We start from the raw sequence: 20,945 nt of genomic DNA, 5'->3' as shown, positions 1-20,945 counted from the left end.
TCGACGGAACTCGACGAGCGCGTCGCGGAACTCGTCGCCCTGGCGGCCGACGACGCGTCTGCCGAGGCCACGCCGGAGACGGATCAGGCCGAAGCCGTGGTGAAACTCGCTCCCCTGCCTCCGCCGGTGCTCCAGCAGGTGCCCGGCGATGGAGAAGAGGGGCCGCACGAGACCCTGCCCGGCCACACGATGCGTTGCCAGGTCCTGGCGACCGGCCCTGCGGACCTCCAGGAAACCGCCTCGCTGTTCTTTGTCGAGGCGATCAACGCGGCCCGGCGCCGGGTGTGGATCACGACGCCTTATTTCGTGCCGGACGAGGCCGTGTTCGCCGCCTTGCGGCTTGCGGTGATGCGCGGCGTCGACGTGCGGATCATGATTCCGGCGCGCCGCGATCACTTCGTCGTCTTCGCGGCTTCGACGCTCTATGCGCACGACGCGATTTGCGCGGGCATCCGGATCTATCGCTACGAGCCGGGCTTCCTGCATCAGAAGGTCATGCTGATCGACGAGCACACGGCATCGATCGGCACGGCCAATCTCGACAACCGGTCGTTCCGCCTCAATTTCGAGATCATTGTGCTGACGGTCGACCACGAATTTGCGAATAGAGTTGCCGCAATGCTCGCGGAAGACTTCGCTCACTCACGCGAAATCGATCGCACTGAATACAGCGGGGCGCCCTTGTGGCACCGCATGCTGATGACGATGGCCAGGCTGTTTTCGCCCGTGCTCTGACGAGCGGGCCGCGCGAGCGCGAAGGCTCGGCAGGAGGCTTCGGCGAAGCTCGCGCAACTTGATGCGCCACTCGCGATTCGCCCCTCGCCGAAAAGCGCGCCGGGCCTGCCGGCTTCCTTGCGCATGGCAGCCAGTGGGCCGCCATGCACGCCTTCAGGACAGCAACTGCTCAATATCCCGTTCCATCGCGTCCGGCTTGGTCAGCGGCGCGTAGCGCTGTGTCACTTCGCCGTTGCGATCGACGAGGAATTTCGTGAAGTTCCACTTGATCCCCTCGAGGCCGAGCAAGCCCGGGGCTTCGTCCTTCAGGTACTTGTAGAGCGGATGGGCATCATCGCCGTTCACATCGATCTTGTCGAACATCTGAAACGAGACGCCGTAATTCTTCTCGCAGAACGCACCGATCTGCGCGGCATCGCCCGGCTCCTGTTTGCCGAACTGGTTGCATGGAAAGCCGAGCACCGCGAGCCCGCGCTCGCGATATTTTTCGTGGAGATTCTGCAGCCCTTCGTATTGAGGTGTGAAACCGCATTCGCTCGCGGTATTGACGATCAGCAGGACCTTGCCTCGATAACGCTCGAAACTGACCAGCGAACCATCGAGCGCGGGCGCGGAAAACGAGTAGATCGTGTCCATCGACTATTCCTTATCGGTAATGGGTGATGCGGAACACTACAATAGCGGTTTTCGCATTCTGGTCGACGACGTGATTCGCTTCAATCAGGTTTCTCTCGCACGTGGTACCAAGCCGCTGTTCGACAACACCACGTTCACGCTGAACCCCGGTGAAAAAGCCGGCCTGGTCGGCGCGAACGGGGCCGGCAAGTCCACGTTGTTCGCGATGCTGCGCGATCACCTGCATCCCGATGCGGGCGACCTCCAGTTCCCGCCGACCTGGCGCATCGCCCACGTCGCGCAGGAAACGCCCGCCGTCGAGCGCACTGCCCTTGACTATACGCTCGACGGCGACGTGGTCCTGCGTTCGGCCGAGGCGCGCATCACCGCGGCGTCGGCGGCCCACGACGGGCATGCCGAAGGCGAAGCGCATGCGGCATTCGCCGATGCGGACGGCTATACGGCGCCCGCGCGCGCCGAAGCGCTGCTGCTCGGCCTGGGTTTCACGCTCGAGCAGACACGGTCGAGCGTCGCCTCGTTTTCGGGCGGCTGGCGCATGCGGCTGAACCTCGCGCAGGCGCTCATGTGCCCGTCCGATCTGCTGCTGCTCGACGAACCGACCAACCACCTGGACCTCGACGCGATCGTCTGGCTCGAAGACTGGCTGCGGCGCTACCCGGGTACGCTCGTCGTGATCTCGCACGATCGCGAGTTCCTCGATGCGATCTGCAATGTGACGCTTCATATCGAGAACCTTCGGGTCAAGCGCTATGGCGGCAACTACACGCAGTTCGAGATCCTGCGTGCGCAACAACTGACGCTTCAGCAGAGCGCATTTCAGAAGCAGCAGCGGACCATCGCGCATCTGCAGAGCTTCGTCGATCGCTTCAAGGCGCAGGCGACCAAGGCGCGTCAGGCACAGAGCCGGGTCAAGGCGCTCGAACGCATGGAGCTGATCGCCCCTGCGCATATCTCCTCGCCATTCACGTTTTCGTTCCGGGAGCCGGACTCGGCACCCAATCCGATGCTGACGCTCGAAGACGTGCGTTGCGGGTATCGGGTCGACGGGGTGGACGCAGATTCGGGTTCGGGTTCGGGTTCGGGTTCGGGCGGTATCGTCATCGTCGACGGCGTGACGCTGTCGGTGCAGAACGGCCAGCGCATCGGCCTGCTGGGCGCGAATGGCCAGGGCAAATCGACGCTGATCAAGACGCTTGCGGGCGTGCTGCCGGCGCTAGCCGGCTCGGTTCGTCCGGGCAAGGGCCTGCAGATCGGATATTTCGCCCAGCATCAGGTCGAGACGCTGCGCCACGACGACTCGCCGCTTGCCCATATGGCCCGTCTTGCACCCGATACGCGGGAGCAGGAACTCAGGGACTTTCTCGGCGGCTTCAACTTCCGCGGCGACATGGCCAGTTCCTCGATCGCGCCGTTCTCGGGCGGCGAGAAGGCGCGCCTCGCGCTTGCGCTGATCATCTGGCAGAAGCCGAACCTGCTGCTGCTCGATGAACCGACCAACCACCTCGACCTCGAAACGCGTCACGCCCTGACCATGGCCCTTGCGCAATTCGAGGGCACGCTGATCGTCGTGTCGCATGACCGGCATCTGCTGCGCGCGACGACGGACCAATTCCTGCTCGTCGCCAATCATCGGCTCCAGCCTTTTGACGGCGACCTCGACGACTATCGCGACTGGCTGCTCCAGCACGCCGCCGAGAAACGCGCCCAGACCGCGGCAACGGCTGCGGGCGCGCAAAATCCATCGGAACGCAAGGAGCAGAAGCGCGTCGAAGCTGAAGCGCGCCAGAAGCTCGCGCAACAGCGCCGGCCTCTGCAGAACAAGATCAACAAACTCGAAGGCGAACTCGAAAAGCTCAACACCGAGAAAGCGAAGCTCGACATCCTGATCGCTGACCCCGCGAGCTACGAGCCAGCGAAGAAAAGCGCCCTGACCGAGGCGCTGCGCAGGCAGGGTGAGGTGGCGGTCAAGCTCGCCCAGGTCGAGTCGGACTGGCTCGAGGCGCAGGAAGCACTGGAGGAGCTGGAGGCGGCGGCACGCTCAGGCGTCACTCCAACCCTCTGATGCGGTCGATGGCCTGCTCGATGCGGTCGACGGCGATGACCTGAAGGCCGTCGATCGGCTGCTTCGGTGCGTTCGCCTTCGGGATCAGCGCGACGCTGAAGCCGAGTTTGGCGGCTTCCTTGAGCCGATCCTGGCCGCGCGGCGATGGACGAATCTCGCCGGCCAGGCCGACCTCGCCGAACACGACGAGGCCCTTGGGCAGCGGCTTGTTGCGCATTGAAGAATGGATCGCGAGCAATACCGCGACGTCGGCCGCGGGCTCCGCGATCTTGACGCCACCGACCGCGTTCAGGAACACGTCCTGATCGAAGCAGCCGATTCCCGCATGCCGATGCAGCACCGCCAGCAACATTGCCAGCCGGTTCTGCTCGAGCCCCACGGCCAGACGGCGCGGATTCGGCACCTGCGCGGTGTCGACCAGAGCCTGTACCTCGACGAGCAGTGGCCGAGTGCCCTCCTGGGTGACGAGCACGCATGAGCCCGCGACCTGTTGCTCATGCTGCGAAAGGAACAAGGCCGAAGGATTGGCGACCCCGCGCAGCCCCTTATCGGTCATGGCAAACACGCCGAGCTCGTTGACCGCGCCAAAGCGGTTCTTGATCGCGCGTACGAGGCGGTACGACGAGTGCGTATCGCCCTCGAAGTACAACACGGTATCCACGATGTGCTCGAGCACGCGCGGACCCGCCAGCGCGCCCTCCTTCGTGACATGGCCGACCATGATGATCGTCACGCCGAGCTGCTTGGCAACTCGCGTCAGTTGCGCCGCACATTCGCGGACCTGCGCGACCGAGCCGGGCGCCGAGGTCAGCGCATCCGAATAGATGGTCTGGATCGAGTCGATCACCGCGATCTCCGGCCGCTCGGCATCGATCGTCGCCTGGATCCGCTCGAGCTGGATCTCCGCGAGCAGGCCGAGTTCGGAAGCCCCGGAACCGGGCTCGGTCAGGCCGAGCCGTTGCGCACGCAAGGCGATCTGCGCGCCCGATTCTTCGCCGCTCACATAGAGCGCCTTGCGCTCGCGCGCCATCGCCGCGAGCGACTGGAGCAGCAGCGTCGATTTGCCGATCCCGGGGTCACCCCCGATCAGCACGACGCCACCCTGCACGAGCCCGCCGCCCAATACGCGATCGAACTCACCGATGCCCGTCGTGAAGCGCGGCACATCGGCCGCGTCGATATGCGCGAGCTTGCGTACGGGAGACCGCTGCGCAAGCGACTGGAAGCGATGGCCGTTTCCCGGCGCATCGGCGACCGTCTCGACCAGCGTGTTCCATGCATTGCAGGCCGTGCACTGCCCCTGCCATTTGGACGACTGCGCGCCACAGGCGCTGCAGACATAGACCGTCTTGCTTTTAACCATCGACTTCTTCGGCCTTTTAGATCAATTCGCGTCAGTCCGCGCGGATCGGTACGCGCGGCGCGACCGCGCACATCAGTTCATAACCGATCGTATCGCTCGCCTGGGCGACTTCGTCAATCGAAACGTTGGGACCCCAAAGCTCGACGTCTGCGCCGACACCCGCATCGGGGACCGTGCTCAGGTCGACCGCGATCATGTCCATCGATACGCGTCCGACAGTCCGTGTGCGAATTCCGTTGACCGCGATCGGCGTACCCGTCGGTGCATGGCGCGGATAGCCGTCGGCATAGCCGCAGGCAACGATGCCAAGTCTGACCGGCCGCTCGGCCGTGAATCGCGAGCCGTAACCGACAGTATCGCCTGCCGCGAGGTTCTGGACCCCAATGATTTCGCTGGCAAGCGTCATCGAGGGCTCGAGACCGCTCGTGGCGATATCCGCGGCGACGCCCGACGGCGAACCGCCGTACAGCATCACGCCCGGCCGTACCCAGTCAAAGTGAGTCGCGGGGTGCCAGAGCGTCGCGGCCGAGTTCGCAAGGGTGCGCGCGCCGGCGATGCCGTCCGCACCGCGCTCGAACGCCGCGAGCTGATGTTGGACGCCGCGCGCGCCGTCCGCATCCGAGAAGTGCGTCATCAGGACGATCTGTCCGATCGCGGGCGTATGCCGTGCACGTTCCCATGCCGTACGGTACCGTTCGGGTGTGTAACCGAGCCGGTTCATGCCCGTGTTCATTTTCAGCTGAACGTTCAGCGGACGCGAGAGGCGCGCGGTTTCGATCATGCGCAACTGGTCGTCGCAGTGGACGGTGACGCTCAGGCTATACCGGTCGACAATTTCGAGATCGACCGGTTTGAAGAAACCCTCAAGTAAGAGGATCGGCCCGGCCCAGCCCAGTTCGCGCAATCGCACGGCCTCGTCGAGGTCGAGCAGACCGAAGCCGTCGGTCGCCCGCAGACCGGGAAAGGCGCGCGCAAGTCCATGCCCATAGGCATTGGCCTTGACGATGGCCCAGACTTTCGAGCGCGGCGCGGCGCGGCGCACGACAGCAAGATTATTCGCCAGCGCGGCGGTATGAACAGTGGCTGAGATTGGACGCGGCATGAACGGCTTATGGATAAAGACTTACGCTAGTCGGAACTTCTCTATTTTCATGTTATAAAGCCGGGCACACAACCCTTCCAGACAGGATATGCCGCTTGCCGGCGGCGATGCAGCGCCGGCCCCGGGGAACGCACACGCATCAGGATGAAAAAAGGCTTTTACACCATTATGGCGGCGCAGTTTTTCTCCTCGCTCGCCGACAATGCGTTGCTCATCGCTGCGATTGCGCTACTGACTGACTTACAGTCTCCGCAGTGGATGACGCCGTTGCTCAAACTGTTTTTCGTCCTGTCGTACGTCGTGCTCGCCGCCTTCGTCGGCGCGTTCGCGGACTCGCGCCCCAAAGGGCGCGTCATGTTCCTGACGAACACGATCAAGGTCATCGGCTGCATCACCATGTTCGCGGGTGCACACCCCCTGATCGCGTACGCCATCGTCGGATTCGGCGCGGCAGCCTACTCGCCGGCCAAATACGGGATACTGACCGAATTGCTGCCGCCCGAGCGCCTCGTCGCGGCGAACAGCTGGATCGAGGGCACGACCGTCGGCTCGATTATTCTCGGCACTGTGCTCGGCGGTGCGCTCATCAGTCCCCACGTCGCGCAGCGCCTCCTTCTGCCCTATTTGCCGGCGGGTGTCACGGCCGCGCACGCGTCGGTACTCGTGATCACCCTGATCTATGTGACGGCGGCCCTGTTCAACCTCGGCATTCCCGATACCGGTGCGCGCTACCCGCGCCAGCAGCATGGCCCGCTGCGACTGATCTCCGATTTTGCCGACTGCTTCAACGCGCTCTGGCGCGACCGCCTCGGCCAGATCTCCCTCGCCGTGACGACGCTGCTTTGGGGTGCGGGCGCGACACTTCAGTTCATCGTACTCAAATGGGCCGAAAGCTCGCTCGGACTGACCCTTTCCGAGGGCACCGTGCTGCAGGCCTTTGTCGCGATCGGCGTGGCGATCGGTGCGATGGTCGCCGCCGCGAAGGTGCCGCTGAAGCGTTCTCTGACCGTGCTGCCCGCGGGCGTCGTGATGGGTGGGTCGGTCATGCTGATGGCCTTCTACACACGCGATCTGTTTCCGCCGGACTGGGTCATTCACTTCGGCCATCTGCGCATCCCGATCTATATGCTGATCGCCTATGTGTTCCTGACCTTCATCGGTGCCCTCTCAGGCTTCTTTGTCGTGCCGATGAACGCCCTGCTCCAGCACCGCGGCCATCTGCTGCTCTCGGCGGGCCATTCGATCGCGGTGCAGAATTTCAACGAAAACCTGTCGATCCTCGTGATGTTGTGCCTCTACGCGGTGCTGGTCTGGCTCAATGTTCCCGTGACCTATGTGATCGTGCTGTTCAGCCTGTTCGTGGTGCTCTCGATGACGCTGATCATGCGGCTGCATCGCCGCAACCAGCGCATGGGCGACCCTCTGTCGCTGCTTGGCGACGAGTTTCGATAGACCATCCGCACTGGCCTCACCGATCCGAATGATTACCACCGCTACGATTCCGAATGTCCTCACGATTGCCGGCTCCGATTCCGGCGGCGGTGCCGGCATCCAGGCCGATCTCAAAACCTTCTCCGCGCTCGGCGTCTTCGGCGCGTCGGCGATCACCGCGCTGACCGCGCAAAACACCCACGGCGTCACGGCCGTCCATGCGCCGCCCGCCGAATTCATCACCGCGCAGCTCGATGCGGTGTTCGGCGACCTGCGCATCGACGCGGTCAAGCTCGGGATGCTTGCGAATGCGGATATCGTCCGCGCGGTGGCTGCGGCCCTGCGGCGCTACCGGCCGGCGCACATCGTGCTCGACACCGTCATGATCTCCAAGAGTGGCCACGCATTGCTGCTGCCCGACGCGATCAGCGCGTTGCGCGACGAGCTCTTGCCGCTCGCGACCCTGATCACGCCGAACCTGCCCGAGGCCGCCGCGCTGCTTGGCGAAGCCGAGGCGGCCGACGAAGACGGCATGCAACGCCAGGCCGAAGCCCTGCGCGCGCTAGGCACGCTAGCCGTGCTGCTCAAAGGCGGCCATTTGAGCGGTGACGAAAGTCCGGACTGGCTGTTCGACGAGAGCGGGCGGCAGCGGATCACGGGGCGGCGCATCGCGACGCGCCATACGCACGGAACCGGCTGCACCTTGTCAGCGGCGATCGCGGCGCTCCTGCCGCGTGCAGGCAGTCTCGTCGAGGCGGTCACCGAGGCCAAGGCCTATCTAAGTGGCGCCCTCGAAAATGCCGACCGGCTCAGCGTCGGCTCGGGAATCGGACCGGTCCATCACTTTCACCGGTGGTGGTAAGCGGCAAACGCGATGGCGCGCTCTTCCCAGTCATCGGCAACGATGAAGCCGCGCGCGATCTCATGCCAGCGGCCGTCCGCTTCCTTCTTCCACGCGGCAATCGCAAACGGATCATCGCGCGCCTTCTGACGCTCGGCGTCGACGACAGGCGACTGCGCGAACGCGGTTTCGATTCGCCTGCTCATCGTTTCGACGTCGCAGAAGCTCTGATCGGGTTCGGCAAGCGGTGCGATCCAGCGCAGCCGCGGTAAGCGCGTCCATCCATCCGCGCCGAGCGCCGCGCTGACGTCGGACCATGCACGCCTCGGCACCCAGAATCCGCTGAGCAAGTCCGGCGCGAGCCTGGGATCGATGTTCAATGCCCTTCCCGCATGCCATTGATCGAAACGATCGAACAGCCAGCCGCTGACCCACATCTGCGCACGCCAGGGGCCCGGCGGCAGCAAAGCCGTATAGTCGACCCGTCCCGACAAAGGCAACTGGTGTTCGAGCATGCGGCGCAGCTTGATGTCGAGCCGGTCCCCCAGCGCCGGACCGACGAAGCTCGCAAGCGGATCGTCATGCTTCGCACTGGCGTGTGTCGGCTCGACGTACAGATAGCATTTGACCGCGAGTTCCCAATGGAGCCGATGACCCTCGAGATTCTCGAGCAGGAAGTCGCATTCGCCGACCGTCTGCTTCTGCAATCGCAGAGGCAGGTTCGCCGCGATCAGCCTGAAGTGCGGTGAATGACTCAGGACGAAGTGCACGAGCCTTTCGGCATAGTGGCCGACACGCTGGGTCCGCAGCCCGGCAAGTGAGAGACGCAAGGGTGCCGGGTCGGCATCGAGCGTGTAGAGCCAGTCGAGCAGATCGTCCTCGACAGGGCCGTTCGCGAGCAGCGAACCGAACGAGGATTCCGATAGCAGCCGCGGGGCAAGCAGCAGCCATGCAAGATCCCGTACGGCCGCATCGCGCAGCGTCGCCATCGCCGCCGCGAACGCCGCGGCGCGGTTCAACTCGCCGCTTTGAGGAAGGTCGCCTGGGCGAGACAAAGGTCGGCCCAGGCCTTGCTCTTTTCGGGCAGGCTGCGCAGAAGGTAGGCAGGGTGATAGCTCACGATCACCGGTACACCCTCGTACTGATGAACGCGGCCGCGCAGGGAGGAAATCGACGCGTCGCTCTTGAGCAGGGCCTGCGCGGCAAACCGGCCGAGCGCAAGGATCAGCTTCGGGCGGACCAGGGCCACCTGCCGCTTCAGATACGGCTCGCAACGCGCGATTTCGTCGGGTTGCGGGTTCCGGTTGCCGGGCGGCCGGCACTTGATCACATTGGCGATGTAGACGTTCTGCGTCCGGTTCAGCATGACGGCGCGCAGCATATTGTCGAGCAGCTTGCCGGCCTGTCCGACGAAGGGTTCGCCGAGGCGGTCTTCATTCTCGCCCGGCGCTTCGCCAATGATCATCCAGTCGGCCTGCTCGTCACCGACGCCGAATACCGTCTGCGTGCGTTTTTCGCAGAGCCCGCATGCGGTACATGAGGCCACGCGCTCGCGCAGCGCGCTGAAATCGAGCGTCGCAACGGATGGTTGGGTCGGTAGGTCGAAATCGGTCGGCGCAACGAAGTCGACGCGCTCGAATGCCGCCGATTCATAGCCGGCGAAGTCGTCCGGCACGTCGAATGCATCGAAGGGGATCGCGTCGGATGGCATGGCGTCGGACGGCATAGCGCCGGGTCGCATGAGATCGGACGGCGTGGCGCCGGATCGTATGACATCGGACGGCTTGACGTCCAACTGCGTAGCGTCCGACTGCATGGCAAACGGTTCGACGTCGGACGACTCGGCCTCGGACGGCCTGTCGCGGCGGACCTCGACGACGCTCCCCTTTGATGGCTGCGCCACCGCCGCCGCTACCTGAGATCCTGCGTCCCGGGACACGTCGGCCGGAGCGGCTGCGACCGGACTCACCGCGCGCTCGCGACGCACCCACAGCGGAGCAAGGCCGAGCTCGGCGAGCAAGGGATCATGCTGCGACATCGCTCGCCTCCTGCGAAAGGGTCAGCCGCATCACGATCGCATCTTCGCGCTTGCGTTGGGCGGCTGGGTAGTAATTGCGGCGGCGTCCGATCGCGTCGAAGCCGAAACGTTCGTAGAGATTGACGGCACGCTGGTTCGACGGACGCACTTCGAGCAGCACGCTGAACAGTTTTTCATTACGCGTGACCCGGACGGCCTCGACCAGCAACGCAAGGCCGGCACCCTTGCCCTGCGCCGCCGGAGCGACGCAGAGATTGAGCAGATGCATTTCGTCGACCACCGGCATCAGCACGCAATAGCCGATGAGCTCGCCGCGAACATCGCGCATGCACAAGCCGATATAGCCGTTGCGCAGCGCATCTTCAAAATTGCCACGCGTCCATGGAAAATCATAGGCCACCGACTCGACCGCCGTGACTTCGGCAAGGTCGGCCGGGGACATCCGCGAGATGTATCGATAGCTCAGGTCGGCGCTCACGTCGGCTCCGCTCGGGCCGCCTCACGTTCGGCGGTGGTCTGCGCAACTTTGTCACGAATATAGTCGGGCGCGGCGAGCGCCGGCGCAACCGCCTCGCCACGCCGCCAGGCACGCAGCCCGAGCGCGGCGACCGGTCCGGCATGCGGCAGCGCCTGTGCATCGATCACGCGTGCACAAGCCGCGGCGTGCAGACGTTCGCCGAACGCCGCGTGGGCGTTGCCGGCCAGCGTGAACGGCTGCGCCGGCACCGCGATCGCCTCGGGCCGCGCGAGCGCCGGTGCGCTGATCACGGCCCACTCTCCCACCCATGCCGACCATTCGTAGAGCGCCCAGTAGGCTTCATCCATCCGCGCATCCATCGCGACAAGGACCCGGTCCGCGCCGGCGTCCGCGCCGCGGGCTGCTTCGGCACAGGCCATCAGCGTACTGACCGGCACGACCGGCAGGCCGCCGCCGAACGCGAGGCCCTGGGCGGCCCCCGTCGCGGTTCGCAAGCCCGTGAACGAGCCCGGACCCGCGCCGAATGCAATCGCACTGCACGCATCGAGGCGCAGCCCCGCTTCAGCCAGCACCTCCAATACGGCGGGCAGCAGCCGCGAACTGGAGACGGAGCCTGTCTTCTCGTGCCGGACATGTAGAGCGGAAAACGCGACCGCGTCCTCCTGCGCGACGCCAAGCGCCACAGAGCAGAATTCAGTCGAGGTGTCGAGAGCGAGCAAGGCAGTCCGGTTCATGGCGGGTATTGTAATGCGCGAACGCACATTACCGGGCGGCACCGGTCGCGGCGCATTTGGAGGGTCCGCTCCAGCCTGCCCGCCGGTCGTCTTGATACTATCAGCGCAAGCGTTGCAAGGCACCCTTGCCGTCTACGGCCACCGTGTTCAGGCGCCGTCTTCCTCATCTTTCCCGGATCTCTGCAATGAGCGATCTGCACCAACAGTTCGAACAAGCGCAACACGACGTCACCCTTCTGGGCAGTCGCCCGGGCAACCTGACGCTGCTACGTCTGTACGCCCTGTTCAAGCAGGCCACCCAAGGCGATGCGAGTGACGAGAGGCCTGGTGCGTTCGATCGGGTCGGCCGCTACAAACACGAGGCCTGGGCCGCGCTCAAGGGCACGCCTGCGGACACAGCAAAAGCCCAATATGTGGAACTCGTCGAATCACTGAAGGCAGGCGCCGAATAAAAAGCGAAGTGTCATATCTCGTTAAAAAAACCATGGGCCACCGTGGCGCGTCGCAGCAAACCAAGCTACAATGCGCCCTGCGTTCGACACAGGGTTTCTACCCGTGTTGCCCGCGACATCGCGTTTTGCTCCAATCCTTAGAAACTGTCCCTTCCTGCTCCGGCGTGGTCTGCACCTGATGTGCAAACCGAATCGTCCTGACGGACGTTTGCGCTGGCAACGGTATTAGCGGGTTTCCGCGCCGTTTTGCATCCGTTACAGCTTCTAGATCGTCTCCGCCCGGCCGCTGTCCTGCCGTGTCGCGGGCGTGCTCGTTTGCTTGCGATCTGTTCGTCAGATCCAGCGAGCGGGGTATTGATTGGCGCCGACGCCCTTTTTGCGCTAGCCGCTGATCTACCTTGGAAGCTGCTTGAATGAATTCGAATCAATCCCCGCTCGACGCTGTTGCCGCACTGGCTCTTGGCAAAGCTGAAAACGCCGGCGCTGAGATCATTGTCGCCGCCGCGGCCCCGTCGGGCCCGACCTTTGCCGATCTTGGCCTGTCGGCCGAAATCGTCTCGGCGCTGACCGCGACCGGCTACACGGCACCGACCGGCGTCCAGGCTCGTGCGATTCCCGCCGGACTGGCTGGCCGTGACCTGCTGGTCTCGAGCCCGACCGGCTCCGGCAAGACCGCCGCGTTCATGCTGCCCGCGATCGAACGTTTTGCCGCATTCCAGCGCGACGGCGGCAAGCGCACGAATGGTGCTCCCGCAGCGAATGCCGGCACCACCGCCGACGGCCGTCCGCGCCGCCCGGCACCTCAGCCGGCTCGCCCGAACATGCTCGTGCTGACTCCGACGCGCGAACTCGCGCTGCAGGTCACCACGGCTGCCGCGACCTACGGCAAGCATCTGCGCCGCCTGCGCTGCGTCAGCATTCTCGGCGGCGTGCCCTATCGTCAGCAGCTCGAACTGCTGTCGAAGAATCCTGAAATCCTCGTTGCGACGCCGGGTCGTCTGCTCGACCACCTCGAACGCGGCAAGATCGATCTGTCGCAACTGCAGATCCTCGTGCTCGACGAGGCGGACCGCATGCTCGACATGGGCTTTGTCGACGATATCGAATCGATCGTCGCTCTGACCCCGCCCGAACGTCAGACGATGCTGTTCTCGGCCACGCTCGACGGCAAGATTGGTTCGCTGACCGAACGTCTGCTACGCAATCCCGAACGTATCGAAATCACGCGTACGATCGGCGCACCGGCAAACATCACGCAATCGATTCATTGGGTCGACGACCGTGCACACAAGGATCGCCTGCTCGAGCATCTGCTGTCCGATCGCGAACTCGATCAAGCCATCGTGTTCACGGCGACCAAGAGCGAAGCCGACCAACTCGCCGGCCGTCTGTCCGATGCCGGTTTTGCCTCGGCCGCGCTGCATGGTGACCTGCCCCAGGGCGCGCGCAACCGCACGCTGCGTGCACTGCGTGAACGCAAGGTCCGCGTGCTCGTCGCCACCGACGTGGCTGCGCGCGGCATCGACGTGCCGGGCATCACGCACGTGTTCAACTACGATCTGCCGAAGTTCGCCGAAGACTACGTTCACCGTATCGGCCGTACCGGCCGCGCCGGCCGCACGGGTACCGCGGTGAGCCTGGTCCATCATGCCGAATTCCAGGCCGTCAAGCGCATCGAGCGCTTCACGCGCCAGCCCCTGCCTGTGAATGTCGTGGCCGGTTTCGAACCGCGCCGCGCACCGCCGACCAATGGCGGCGCACGTCCGGGCGGCCGTCCGGCAGGCAATCGTAACGGTTCGGGTTTCGGCAAGCCGCGTAGTTCGGCCGGCGGCCCGCGCCGTTCTGGTGGCGGCGGCACCGGTAACGGTGGCCGTGGCGGTTTCTCGCGTCACAGTTAAGCCAGCACCCTGTGTGAAGGCTTAGCCCGGTTCGAGACATCCGAACGCTGATTCGGACTCCCGCTCCGGGCGATGAATATGAAAATGGCGCCCCTCATTGAGGGGCGCCATTTTTTTGTGCTGCGACCTACGCTGGCGATGCTATCGGCGCGGTCCAAGCGCGCGCTCGATCTTTCTGTCGGTCGAATATTCGCTCAGCGCATAGACCGACCAGATCGCGGCGGGAATCCAGCCGATCACGGTCAGTTGAAGGATCAGGCAAACGATCCCCGAGATCGGGCGGCCGATCGTGAAAAATTGAAGCCAGGGAAGAATGAGCGCGAGCAATAAACGCATAGGGCAGTCCTGTGGTCGGAATCATCAGGATACTGTGCGCAAGAGGCTCCGTCCAGACTCCGTCATCTGCCACAGCGGCGCACACAGTTTCTCTCCGCGCACACGACTTTCCAGCGCTTTAATCCGATCTTGAATGTTTCGTAATGCGGAAAGAGATCCCGGCCCGCAAAACCTCTGCTGCGTGGCACAACGTGAGGGGTTGCGCGATGAAGAAGGTCACGCCACATTATGAAATAATGTGTATACCTCTTTGATAAATATAAATTATTTTATTTAATCATCCTTAAAGAAAGCATCTATTCATTTCTCCTGACGCCCCTAGACTCTTATACAAGAGTTCGCGACCTGCAGATTGCGACAACCGGCCAATGCAAGCTGAAACCACCAAGGAGAAGAGAGATGACTCGTCAACAGGAAGCTCAGCAATTACAACGTCAATGGACCGACGATGCACGCTGGAAAGGAATCAAGCGAGGCTACAGTGCTGAAGACGTGGTTCGCCTGCGCGGTTCGGTGCAGGTCGACCATACGCTCGCGAAACGCGGCGCCGAAAAGCTCTGGGCGCTCCTCAACGAAGAGCCCTTCGTCAATGCGCTCGGCGCGCTGACCGGCAACCAGGCCATGCAGCAGGTCAAGGCGGGCCTGAAGGCCGTCTACCTGTCCGGCTGGCAGGTCGCGGGAGACGCGAATCTCGCGGGCGAAATGTATCCGGATCAGTCACTGTATCCCGCGAACTCGGTGCCGCTCGTCGTCAAAAAGATCAACAACACGTTCACGCGTGCCGACCAGATCCAGTGGCAGGAAGGCAAAAACCCCGGCGACGAAGGCTACCTGGACTATTTCGCGCCGATCGTCGCCGATGCCGAAGCCGGTTTCGGCGGCGTGCTCAATGCATTCGAGTTGATGAAGGCGATGATCGAAGCGGGTGCCGCGGGCGTGCACTTCGAAGACCAGCTGGCGTCGGTCAAGAAATGCGGCCATATGGGCGGCAAGGTGCTGGTGCCGACCCGCGAACAGGTGGCCAAGCTCGTCGCGGCGCGGCTTGCCGCCGATGTATCGGGCACGCCGACACTGCTCGTCGCACGAACCGATGCGGAAGCGGCCGACCTAATCACTTCGGATGTCGACGACAACGACAAACCGTTCCTGACGGGGGAACGCACCATCGAAGGCTTCTACCGGACGCGCCCCGGAATCCAGCAAGCCATCTCGCGGGGCTTGGGCTATGCCCCCTACGCTGACCTCATCTGGTGTGAAACCGGCAAGCCCGATCTCGAATACGCGAAGAAGTTTGCCGAGGCGATCCATCGCGAGTTCCCGGGCAAGATGCTCGCGTACAACTGCTCGCCGTCGTTCAACTGGAAGAAGAACCTCGACGACGCAACCATCGCGAAATTCCAGAACGAACTCGGAGCGATGGGCTACAAGTTCCAGTTCATCACGCTCGCCGGCTTTCATAGCCTGAACTACTCGATGTTCAATCTCGCACACGGCTATGCGCGTCAGCAGATGAGCGCGTTCGTCGAACTCCAGCAGGCCGAGTTCGACGCGGCCGAAAAGGGCTTTACCGCGGTCAAGCACCAGCGCGAGGTCGGTACGGGGTATTTCGATGCCGTCACGCAGGTAGTCGAACGAGACGCATCGACCACGGCACTGCACGGGTCGACCGAGGACGAACAGTTCTTCGACAAGAAGATCGAGAAAGCGGCTTGATGGACGACCCTCTCATCGAGGCTCGCGCGACCAAGGCCGGCTGACAAAAAGGCCGACTTGATACGAAGGAAGCCATGCCCGTTATCCCGGGCATGGCTTCCTTCGCTCATGCTTATGCTTGTGCTTGTGCTTGTGCTTGTTCTTCTCGTCAGGTCTCCGCCTTGAGCCGCTTGAGCTTGCGGCTTGCGATAGCCCGCGCCTCCCGGTAGACGATCACGGGAATCTGCGTGTGCGTGAGCACCCTTTGCGTCTCGCTGCCGATCAGCAGGCTGCCAAGACCCCGGCGACCGTGAGAGGCCATGAAGATCAAGTCACACCCATATTTCTCGGCAGTCTCGATAATGCCCTGATAAGGCGCGGGATGAACGGAGACAATCGCGGTGCAAGGCACACCCGCGGCCGCGCACGCGTCTTCCACGGTGTGCAGATGGTCGCGAGCTTCCTGCTCGGCACGTTGCTGATATTCAGCAGGCGGCTCGATAACGACTTCGGAGAACGGGGTATAGGGATAAGGTGGCAGGCACGCATAAGCGGTCACATGCGCGGACAGTGCACGCGCAAGTTCGATGCCGCCATCGATTGCCATTTGAGACAGCGCCGAGCCGTCGGTCGGAATCAGGATATGCCGAAACATGTCGCCCCCCTTGACTGAAGCTCCGCGAAAACGACGCGTCTGCTTGCAGCATAGGTGCTGGGCGGGGGACTGCAACCAGGTATGTCCGTAGCACGTGAGCGGAACTTTCGCTGGCGCATTCGGAAACATCCCGATCTCGGAAATTACCGGATGCCCGGAATGGCCGAGCCTGGAAGGCAATCTCCTATCACTCCTTTACTGCTCACGATAAGGACAGCGCGGCATTCCGCAACACTGCCCTTCATCGTGTACAACCGTACATTACAGACCCAGGATACGAATCGCTTGCGAGCTGCGGCGACGTTCTGCTTCGCGCTGACGGGCTTCGTACGAGTAGTCCGAGTCCATCGGCAGATGCGGCGATTCGAACGAATCACGGACCGACTTGATGTACGAAACGATCGTTTGGTAGATGACGAAAATTTGCATTTGGCTGCTCCAGTAAGTAGGGGTTTTCCCTTATCCACAATTATAAGGGTTTTCCCTTTCCTGTCTAGTGCATTGCAGCAATTATTTTAGTTTCACTACATCCGTCGTCTCGCCGCAACGCGCTTTTTTGACCGACATGACACGTCACAATTGTCGTGTAAGCCGATTGAAATCCTGTCGTCTACGCGAGCTGTCGCAGGCGTCCGGCGCCCGGGAGCCCGAGGTCTTGACCTTGCCCGTCCGGGCTGGCGGCCCGATTCGGCCAGCCTGATTGGCATTCTCGGCCGCAGCCGATAAAGTGCGAGCATGAGCGACGCCTCCTTCGCCCCCCTGTTCGACATCCCGCCCCGCTATGCGCCAACTGCCGCGCATCCGGTGCGGGTGCGCAGCCGTTCGGTCGACACGCGCGTGCGCTTCGGCCTTCATCTCCACCCTTGGGCACAAGTCGCCTACACTTCGCGCGGCACCATCCGAATTGCAGTCGACGACACGACATGGATCGTCCCACCTTCACGGGCGATCTGGATTCCCGCCAATGTGGTCCACGATGCCCAGATCGTCGAGCCCGCCTATCTGCGTACGCTCTACGTCCACGAGTCGGTTGCGCCCGCGGCGCTCGATGCGTGCCGGGTACTCGAAGTGTCGCCCTTGCTGCGCGAGTTGATCGTGGCGATCGACGACGACGCGGCGCTGCCGACGCAACGCGAACAGTGCCTGGGCCAATTGATCATCGACGAACTCCTGCGATCCAAGCCCTTGCCCCTTGGCGTGCCGTTGCCCACCGACAAGCGCCTGCGCGCACTTTGTGCGGCGATCATCGCAAACCCGGCAGCTGGCGATTCGCTCGAACAGCTTGCACTCGATGTCGGCGCGAGCGTGCGCACCATCTCGCGCCTGTTTCGCAGCGAACTCGGCAGCAGTTTTTCAGAATGGCGTCAGCAGGCGGTGCTCGCGCATGCGATACCGCTTCTCAGCGAAGGTATGTCACTATCACAAGTCGCCCACGAGCTCGGCTATACCAGCCAGAGCGCGTTCACGGCGATGTTTCGCCGCGCGTTCGGCAAGAGCCCACGCGAATTTTTTGCACGCGATGCCGATTCAAGGACCGAACCCTGATGCGTTCCACCCGTGCCACCTACGCCGTCGAGCGCCTCAAGACCCGCAGCGGCAACCCTGGCTACGCGGCCGTCAGCCTGTCAGGGGGGTTGTTCTATCTGATCGACCGCGGTGCCGACAAGGGTGCCGATACACGTGCCGACACCCGTGTCGGTGCGGCGAATGTCGATACCGGTGCGCAGCAGATCGCCGGACAGCCTGGCGCCAGGAGCCCGGCCAAGCTTTGTGGACCGTTGCCGCTCGACGCTTTTGTCGCGTTCGTCGACGGCTTGGGCCCACCCAAGCCCAGCAAGGCAAGCAAGCTCGACCTCGCATTCGAAGAACAGCTCCGCAAGAGCCGAAGCTGAAGCGGAACTGAGTCCAACTCTGAGCTGAACCGGAACCGGGCCGCGGCCCGGTACCGGCATCAGAATTTCGTGCGAATCCCCAAGCGAGCCGAGACCTGGTTGTTGGTCGACGATATATTACCCGGGGAACCCGTGTAGATCGATGCGGGCATAGGCTGACCGGTCGACGGATCCGAGCTGTAGGCACGCTGCCAGATCCCCTGGACATAGACATCGGTCCGCTTGGATAGCGCATAGTCGGCCATCAGGTTGATCTGGCCGTACTTGGGCACGCTATCGCCATACACCGCGTCCTGATGCACACGAGTGAACGTATAGCCGGCGACGAGCACCGCGGCGGGCGTCAGCTGGTACTGGCCCCAGAGTTCATAGTTGTCGAAGCGCGCGGTCGCGCCACCAATCGAATCGCGGTAGCGCGAATTCGTGTAGTTGGCACCGAGCAAGGCGGGACCGAATGCGTACGTGCCGCCGCCACCGATGACCTGCATGTCCGAAGGCTCACCAAGCAGACCGAAGAACGGATCGTTGCCGAAGTCCGTCCAGTTGCCGTCGTCGAACTGCTGCACGGGATTCTTCGCATAGAGATAGCCGGCGCCCAGGTACAGCGGACCGCGTGCATAGCTCGCGCCCAGCGAAAGGGTGCTGTTGCCGGATTCGCCGCCCAATGCGTACAGGCCGCCGAATTCCAGACCCGACAGGTTCGGGCTCGCGTACTTGACCGCATTGTTGATGCGAAAGCCGTTGTCGCTGTTGTCGATGTCGCCCGCATGCGAGAACATCGCGCCCCAGTTGCCGTTCATGGTGACCGGCTGGACATAGTCCACGACCGAATCGTACTGACGGCCGAGTGTCAGCGTTCCCCAATGGTCGCTCGAGAGACCGACGAAGGACTGGCGCCCGAACAGCCGGCCACCCTGGCCGCTGCTCCCGTTGTTGATGTTGAAGCCGCTTTCGAGTTGAAAGATGGCCTTGAGTCCGCCGCCAAGATCTTCAGCGCCCTTGAGGCCCCAGCGGCTGCCCTGGAGCACCCCGCTTTGCAAGGCCACGAGTGAATGACCTTGGTGATCGGAGCCCACCACGTTGTTGACATAGGTCACGCCCTCGTCGAGCACCCCGTAGAGCGTGACGCTGTTCTGCGCCGACGCGGAGCCGGCCGCAACGCAGCCGGCGGCGAACGCCAGAAACGACTTCTTCATGGAACAACCTCCCAGTTTTTTGTGTTTGTCGAATCGCATGGTCGAACTAGCCCGTGCGCTTGCGGACGTGCCTCATGTTTCGCGGCATGTCCGTCGACCCCTGGCGCCATCGGATCCGCCCGGCCGAAAACGGTCCGGGTCAAATCGAAAATCAATAGCGCTGCGCACTGCGGGAGGTGTCAAATCGCCAGCCGGATGGCATCTCGCGCCTGCCCCGTGCAACCCACCGGACGCTCGACGCCTCCCGCGAAGCGAATCGTAGGAGGCCACCCTGGACCGGATGGATCCGGGTAAGTCCTGATTTCCTCGTGAAATGAAAACGTAAGAAAACCATTTCACGCCGGTTGCGCGACGCACGGCATATGGGTTCGATGACTGGCGCGTGTCAACCCGGTGCAGAACGTGCTCTGGCACCGTCGTTGATCGTTCCTTACCGTGATTCGGGAGGGCTTATCCCAGAATGGTGTTGCTCGGTGAGCACATTCGGGTCTGCAAAATGAAGAAAGGACGACAAAGTGTCGTCCTTTCAAAGTAGTCGGCTGACAGACCGAACCGCGCCGTTCCGGGTAAGCCAGGAAGTCTCGTGTCGGACGCCACGCCGAGTGCCGCGCGACAGGCACATCGAGCGATGCGCCCTGCCGAAGCTGCGATTTTTTTTATACTTTTGCCTCGCTTCGGACTGCAGCCTGCCCTTCACCTTCGCTTCGCTTTTACTTTCCCTTGCCGCCTTCTTTTTCCTCGTCCTCACCTTCTTCCACGTCGGGCGGAGGAGGTTCGGCAGGAGCCGTCGTGCCGCGCGGCGCAACGCCCGGGGCACCCGGGGCGCCCGGGAACGGGAAGTTGGTGAACATCGACTTGGCCTGCGTCTGCATCTGGTCCTGCATCTGCACGAACATGTTCTTCGACTGCTCGATGTAACTGGTCATCATCCCCTGCATCATCGGCGCCTGCATGTTCATAAACTGCGACCACATGTCGCCATGACCCGCGGTGTCGTACAAACCCTGCGACTGCTCGGTCAGCTTGTTCTGAATATCGATAAACGCCTGGATATTCTTCTCGAGGTAGGTGCCCATCATCCCCTGCATCGCATGACCATAGAAGCGGATGATCTGCGAAAGCATCGAGCTCGAGAACATCGGCACGCCACCGCTCTCTTCCTCGAGAATGATCTGGAGCAGGATGCTGCGCGTGAGGTCTTCGGTCGACTTGGCATCGACGACGCGGAAATTCTCCTGCTCGAGCACGAGTTGCTTGACGTCAGTCAGCGTGATGTAAGTGCTGGTCTCAGTGTCATATAGCCGGCGATTCGGATATTTCTTGATTAGTCGTTCGCCGGTTTTCTTTGTCGTCGTCATTCGAAGCCTTTCAGCACAGCGCTCAACATTCAATAAGGCTGCACAG

At 62.9% G+C, this 20,945-nt stretch carries 20 protein-coding genes and 1 pseudogene; 9 read left to right on the top strand and 12 right to left on the bottom strand.

All coding sequences use genetic code 11. The annotated features are described in order from the left end of the window. Window positions 1-162: 162 nt before the first annotated feature. Window positions 163-735, top strand: a pseudogene (locus HV670_RS32250) (phospholipase D-like domain-containing protein); the annotation flags it as partial. Window positions 736-888: 153 nt separating this feature from the next. Here the strand turns inward: HV670_RS32250 and HV670_RS18540 are convergent. Beyond that, window positions 889-1,371 (bottom strand): glutathione peroxidase, encoded by a 483-nt coding sequence (locus HV670_RS18540; RefSeq protein ID WP_175106282.1) that lies wholly within the window; start codon window positions 1,369-1,371, stop codon window positions 889-891. Window positions 1,372-1,441: 70 nt separating this feature from the next. On the opposite strand from HV670_RS18540, the gene HV670_RS18535 reads away from it, so the two are divergent. Continuing rightward, entirely contained in the window at window positions 1,442-3,433 is a 1,992-nt protein-coding gene (locus tag HV670_RS18535; protein WP_175106359.1) for an ATP-binding cassette domain-containing protein, read from the top strand. Here HV670_RS18535 and radA read toward each other — a convergent pair. Next, window positions 3,417-4,796, bottom strand: a complete 1,380-nt coding sequence (gene radA, locus HV670_RS18530) for a DNA repair protein RadA (protein WP_175106280.1) — start codon at window positions 4,794-4,796, stop codon at window positions 3,417-3,419. The genes HV670_RS18535 and radA overlap by 17 nt on opposite strands. A 31-nt stretch (window positions 4,797-4,827) precedes the next feature. Next, a complete protein-coding gene (gene alr / locus HV670_RS18525) occupies window positions 4,828-5,898 on the bottom strand; it encodes an alanine racemase (protein ID WP_175106278.1) in 1,071 nt (356 codons plus the stop codon). A 144-nt stretch (window positions 5,899-6,042) separates the two neighbouring features. Here alr and lplT point away from each other — a divergent pair, with 144 nt between their 5' ends. Together lplT and thiD are read left to right on the top strand one after the other, a co-directional pair. Further along, window positions 6,043-7,350, top strand: a complete 1,308-nt coding sequence (lplT, locus tag HV670_RS18520; RefSeq protein ID WP_175106277.1) for a lysophospholipid transporter LplT — start codon at window positions 6,043-6,045, stop codon at window positions 7,348-7,350. 28 nt (window positions 7,351-7,378) lie between these two features. Then, window positions 7,379-8,191, top strand: coding sequence for a bifunctional hydroxymethylpyrimidine kinase/phosphomethylpyrimidine kinase (gene thiD, locus HV670_RS18515; RefSeq protein WP_175106275.1), 813 nt, complete (start codon window positions 7,379-7,381; stop codon window positions 8,189-8,191). Here thiD and HV670_RS18510 read toward each other — a convergent pair. From HV670_RS18510 to tsaB, 4 genes are read right to left on the bottom strand one after another with little or no spacing between them, the layout of a single operon-like run. Then, the gene (locus tag HV670_RS18510) at window positions 8,176-9,189 is read right to left on the bottom strand and encodes a DUF1853 family protein (protein WP_246257670.1); all 1,014 of its coding nucleotides are present in this window, start codon (window positions 9,187-9,189) and stop codon (window positions 8,176-8,178) included. The two genes, thiD and HV670_RS18510, sit on opposite strands and share 16 nt — an antisense overlap. Further along, entirely contained in the window at window positions 9,186-10,208 is a 1,023-nt protein-coding gene (locus HV670_RS18505; RefSeq protein WP_175106273.1) for a uracil-DNA glycosylase, read from the bottom strand. Before HV670_RS18505 ends, HV670_RS18510 begins: the two co-directional genes overlap by 4 nt. Then, window positions 10,195-10,650, bottom strand: a complete 456-nt coding sequence (rimI, locus tag HV670_RS18500; RefSeq protein WP_175106355.1) for a ribosomal protein S18-alanine N-acetyltransferase — start codon at window positions 10,648-10,650, stop codon at window positions 10,195-10,197. Before rimI ends, HV670_RS18505 begins: the two co-directional genes overlap by 14 nt. Before the next feature lie 32 nt (window positions 10,651-10,682). Further along, window positions 10,683-11,420 (bottom strand): tRNA (adenosine(37)-N6)-threonylcarbamoyltransferase complex dimerization subunit type 1 TsaB, encoded by a 738-nt coding sequence (gene tsaB / locus HV670_RS18495; RefSeq protein ID WP_175106271.1) that lies wholly within the window; start codon window positions 11,418-11,420, stop codon window positions 10,683-10,685. 185 nt (window positions 11,421-11,605) lie between these two features. Here tsaB and HV670_RS18490 point away from each other — a divergent pair, with 185 nt between their 5' ends. Together HV670_RS18490 and HV670_RS18485 are read left to right on the top strand one after the other, a co-directional pair. After that, on the top strand, window positions 11,606-11,872 hold the full coding sequence (locus HV670_RS18490; protein WP_175106269.1) for an acyl-CoA-binding protein: 267 nt from the start codon (window positions 11,606-11,608) through the stop codon (window positions 11,870-11,872). Window positions 11,873-12,285: 413 nt separating this feature from the next. Further along, the gene (locus tag HV670_RS18485) at window positions 12,286-13,770 is read left to right on the top strand and encodes a DEAD/DEAH box helicase (protein WP_175106268.1); all 1,485 of its coding nucleotides are present in this window, start codon (window positions 12,286-12,288) and stop codon (window positions 13,768-13,770) included. A 141-nt stretch (window positions 13,771-13,911) separates the two neighbouring features. On the opposite strand, the gene HV670_RS18480 is transcribed toward HV670_RS18485, so the two are convergent. Next, a complete protein-coding gene (locus tag HV670_RS18480) occupies window positions 13,912-14,106 on the bottom strand; it encodes a YqaE/Pmp3 family membrane protein (protein WP_175106267.1) in 195 nt (64 codons plus the stop codon). Window positions 14,107-14,505: 399 nt separating this feature from the next. On the opposite strand from HV670_RS18480, the gene aceA reads away from it, so the two are divergent. Beyond that, window positions 14,506-15,819: an isocitrate lyase gene (gene aceA, locus HV670_RS18475; protein WP_175106266.1), complete on the top strand. Its 1,314-nt coding sequence runs from the start codon at window positions 14,506-14,508 to the stop codon at window positions 15,817-15,819. Between the two features lie 148 nt (window positions 15,820-15,967). On the opposite strand, the gene HV670_RS18470 is transcribed toward aceA, so the two are convergent. Together HV670_RS18470 and HV670_RS18465 are read right to left on the bottom strand one after the other, a co-directional pair. Further along, window positions 15,968-16,453 carry a universal stress protein gene (locus tag HV670_RS18470; protein WP_175106264.1) on the bottom strand — a complete coding sequence of 162 codons (486 nt, stop codon included), beginning with the start codon at window positions 16,451-16,453 and terminating at the stop codon, window positions 15,968-15,970. Window positions 16,454-16,714: 261 nt separating this feature from the next. Then, window positions 16,715-16,882: a hypothetical protein gene (locus HV670_RS18465; RefSeq protein ID WP_175106263.1), complete on the bottom strand. Its 168-nt coding sequence runs from the start codon at window positions 16,880-16,882 to the stop codon at window positions 16,715-16,717. A gap of 306 nt (window positions 16,883-17,188) precedes the next feature. Here HV670_RS18465 and HV670_RS18460 point away from each other — a divergent pair, with 306 nt between their 5' ends. Both HV670_RS18460 and HV670_RS18455 read left to right on the top strand, forming a co-directional pair. Further along, window positions 17,189-17,998, top strand: coding sequence for an AraC family transcriptional regulator (locus HV670_RS18460; RefSeq protein WP_175106261.1), 810 nt, complete (start codon window positions 17,189-17,191; stop codon window positions 17,996-17,998). Then, a complete protein-coding gene (locus tag HV670_RS18455; protein WP_175106259.1) occupies window positions 17,998-18,345 on the top strand; it encodes a hypothetical protein in 348 nt (115 codons plus the stop codon). The genes HV670_RS18460 and HV670_RS18455 overlap by 1 nt, the downstream gene beginning before the upstream one ends. A 59-nt stretch (window positions 18,346-18,404) precedes the next feature. On the opposite strand, the gene HV670_RS18450 is transcribed toward HV670_RS18455, so the two are convergent. Continuing rightward, complete coding sequence (locus tag HV670_RS18450; RefSeq protein ID WP_175106258.1) at window positions 18,405-19,541, bottom strand: porin; 1,137 nt, start codon at window positions 19,539-19,541, stop codon at window positions 18,405-18,407. Window positions 19,542-20,251: 710 nt separating this feature from the next. After that, window positions 20,252-20,899, bottom strand: coding sequence for a polyhydroxyalkanoate synthesis repressor PhaR (gene phaR, locus HV670_RS18445; RefSeq protein WP_175106256.1), 648 nt, complete (start codon window positions 20,897-20,899; stop codon window positions 20,252-20,254). Window positions 20,900-20,945 lie beyond the last annotated feature (46 nt).

Origin of the sequence: Pararobbsia alpina (genome assembly GCF_902859895.1) — a bacterium.
GTDB classification, from domain to species: domain Bacteria; phylum Pseudomonadota; class Gammaproteobacteria; order Burkholderiales; family Burkholderiaceae; genus Pararobbsia; species Pararobbsia alpina.
This window is presented reverse-complemented; position numbering and strand designations above follow the sequence as displayed.

What these genes read in the sequence shown, in the direction of transcription:
- HV670_RS18540 (WP_175106282.1), bottom strand. Translation starts at nt 1,371, where the DNA reads ATGGACACGATCTACTCGTTTTCCGCGCCCGCGCTCGATGGTTCGCTG.
- radA (WP_175106280.1), bottom strand. Translation starts at nt 4,796, where the DNA reads ATGGTTAAAAGCAAGACGGTCTATGTCTGCAGCGCCTGTGGCGCGCAG.
- alr (WP_175106278.1), bottom strand. Translation starts at nt 5,898, where the DNA reads ATGCCGCGTCCAATCTCAGCCACTGTTCATACCGCCGCGCTGGCGAAT.
- lplT (WP_175106277.1), top strand. Translation starts at nt 6,043, where the DNA reads ATGAAAAAAGGCTTTTACACCATTATGGCGGCGCAGTTTTTCTCCTCG.
- thiD (WP_175106275.1), top strand. Translation starts at nt 7,379, where the DNA reads ATGATTACCACCGCTACGATTCCGAATGTCCTCACGATTGCCGGCTCC.
- HV670_RS18505 (WP_175106273.1), bottom strand. Translation starts at nt 10,208, where the DNA reads ATGTCGCAGCATGATCCCTTGCTCGCCGAGCTCGGCCTTGCTCCGCTG.
- rimI (WP_175106355.1), bottom strand. Translation starts at nt 10,650, where the DNA reads ATGTCCCCGGCCGACCTTGCCGAAGTCACGGCGGTCGAGTCGGTGGCC.
- tsaB (WP_175106271.1), bottom strand. Translation starts at nt 11,420, where the DNA reads ATGAACCGGACTGCCTTGCTCGCTCTCGACACCTCGACTGAATTCTGC.
- HV670_RS18490 (WP_175106269.1), top strand. Translation starts at nt 11,606, where the DNA reads ATGAGCGATCTGCACCAACAGTTCGAACAAGCGCAACACGACGTCACC.
- HV670_RS18485 (WP_175106268.1), top strand. Translation starts at nt 12,286, where the DNA reads ATGAATTCGAATCAATCCCCGCTCGACGCTGTTGCCGCACTGGCTCTT.
- HV670_RS18480 (WP_175106267.1), bottom strand. Translation starts at nt 14,106, where the DNA reads ATGCGTTTATTGCTCGCGCTCATTCTTCCCTGGCTTCAATTTTTCACG.
- aceA (WP_175106266.1), top strand. Translation starts at nt 14,506, where the DNA reads ATGACTCGTCAACAGGAAGCTCAGCAATTACAACGTCAATGGACCGAC.
- HV670_RS18470 (WP_175106264.1), bottom strand. Translation starts at nt 16,453, where the DNA reads ATGTTTCGGCATATCCTGATTCCGACCGACGGCTCGGCGCTGTCTCAA.
- HV670_RS18465 (WP_175106263.1), bottom strand. Translation starts at nt 16,882, where the DNA reads ATGCAAATTTTCGTCATCTACCAAACGATCGTTTCGTACATCAAGTCG.
- HV670_RS18460 (WP_175106261.1), top strand. Translation starts at nt 17,189, where the DNA reads ATGAGCGACGCCTCCTTCGCCCCCCTGTTCGACATCCCGCCCCGCTAT.
- HV670_RS18455 (WP_175106259.1), top strand. Translation starts at nt 17,998, where the DNA reads ATGCGTTCCACCCGTGCCACCTACGCCGTCGAGCGCCTCAAGACCCGC.
- HV670_RS18450 (WP_175106258.1), bottom strand. Translation starts at nt 19,541, where the DNA reads ATGAAGAAGTCGTTTCTGGCGTTCGCCGCCGGCTGCGTTGCGGCCGGC.
- phaR (WP_175106256.1), bottom strand. Translation starts at nt 20,899, where the DNA reads ATGACGACGACAAAGAAAACCGGCGAACGACTAATCAAGAAATATCCG.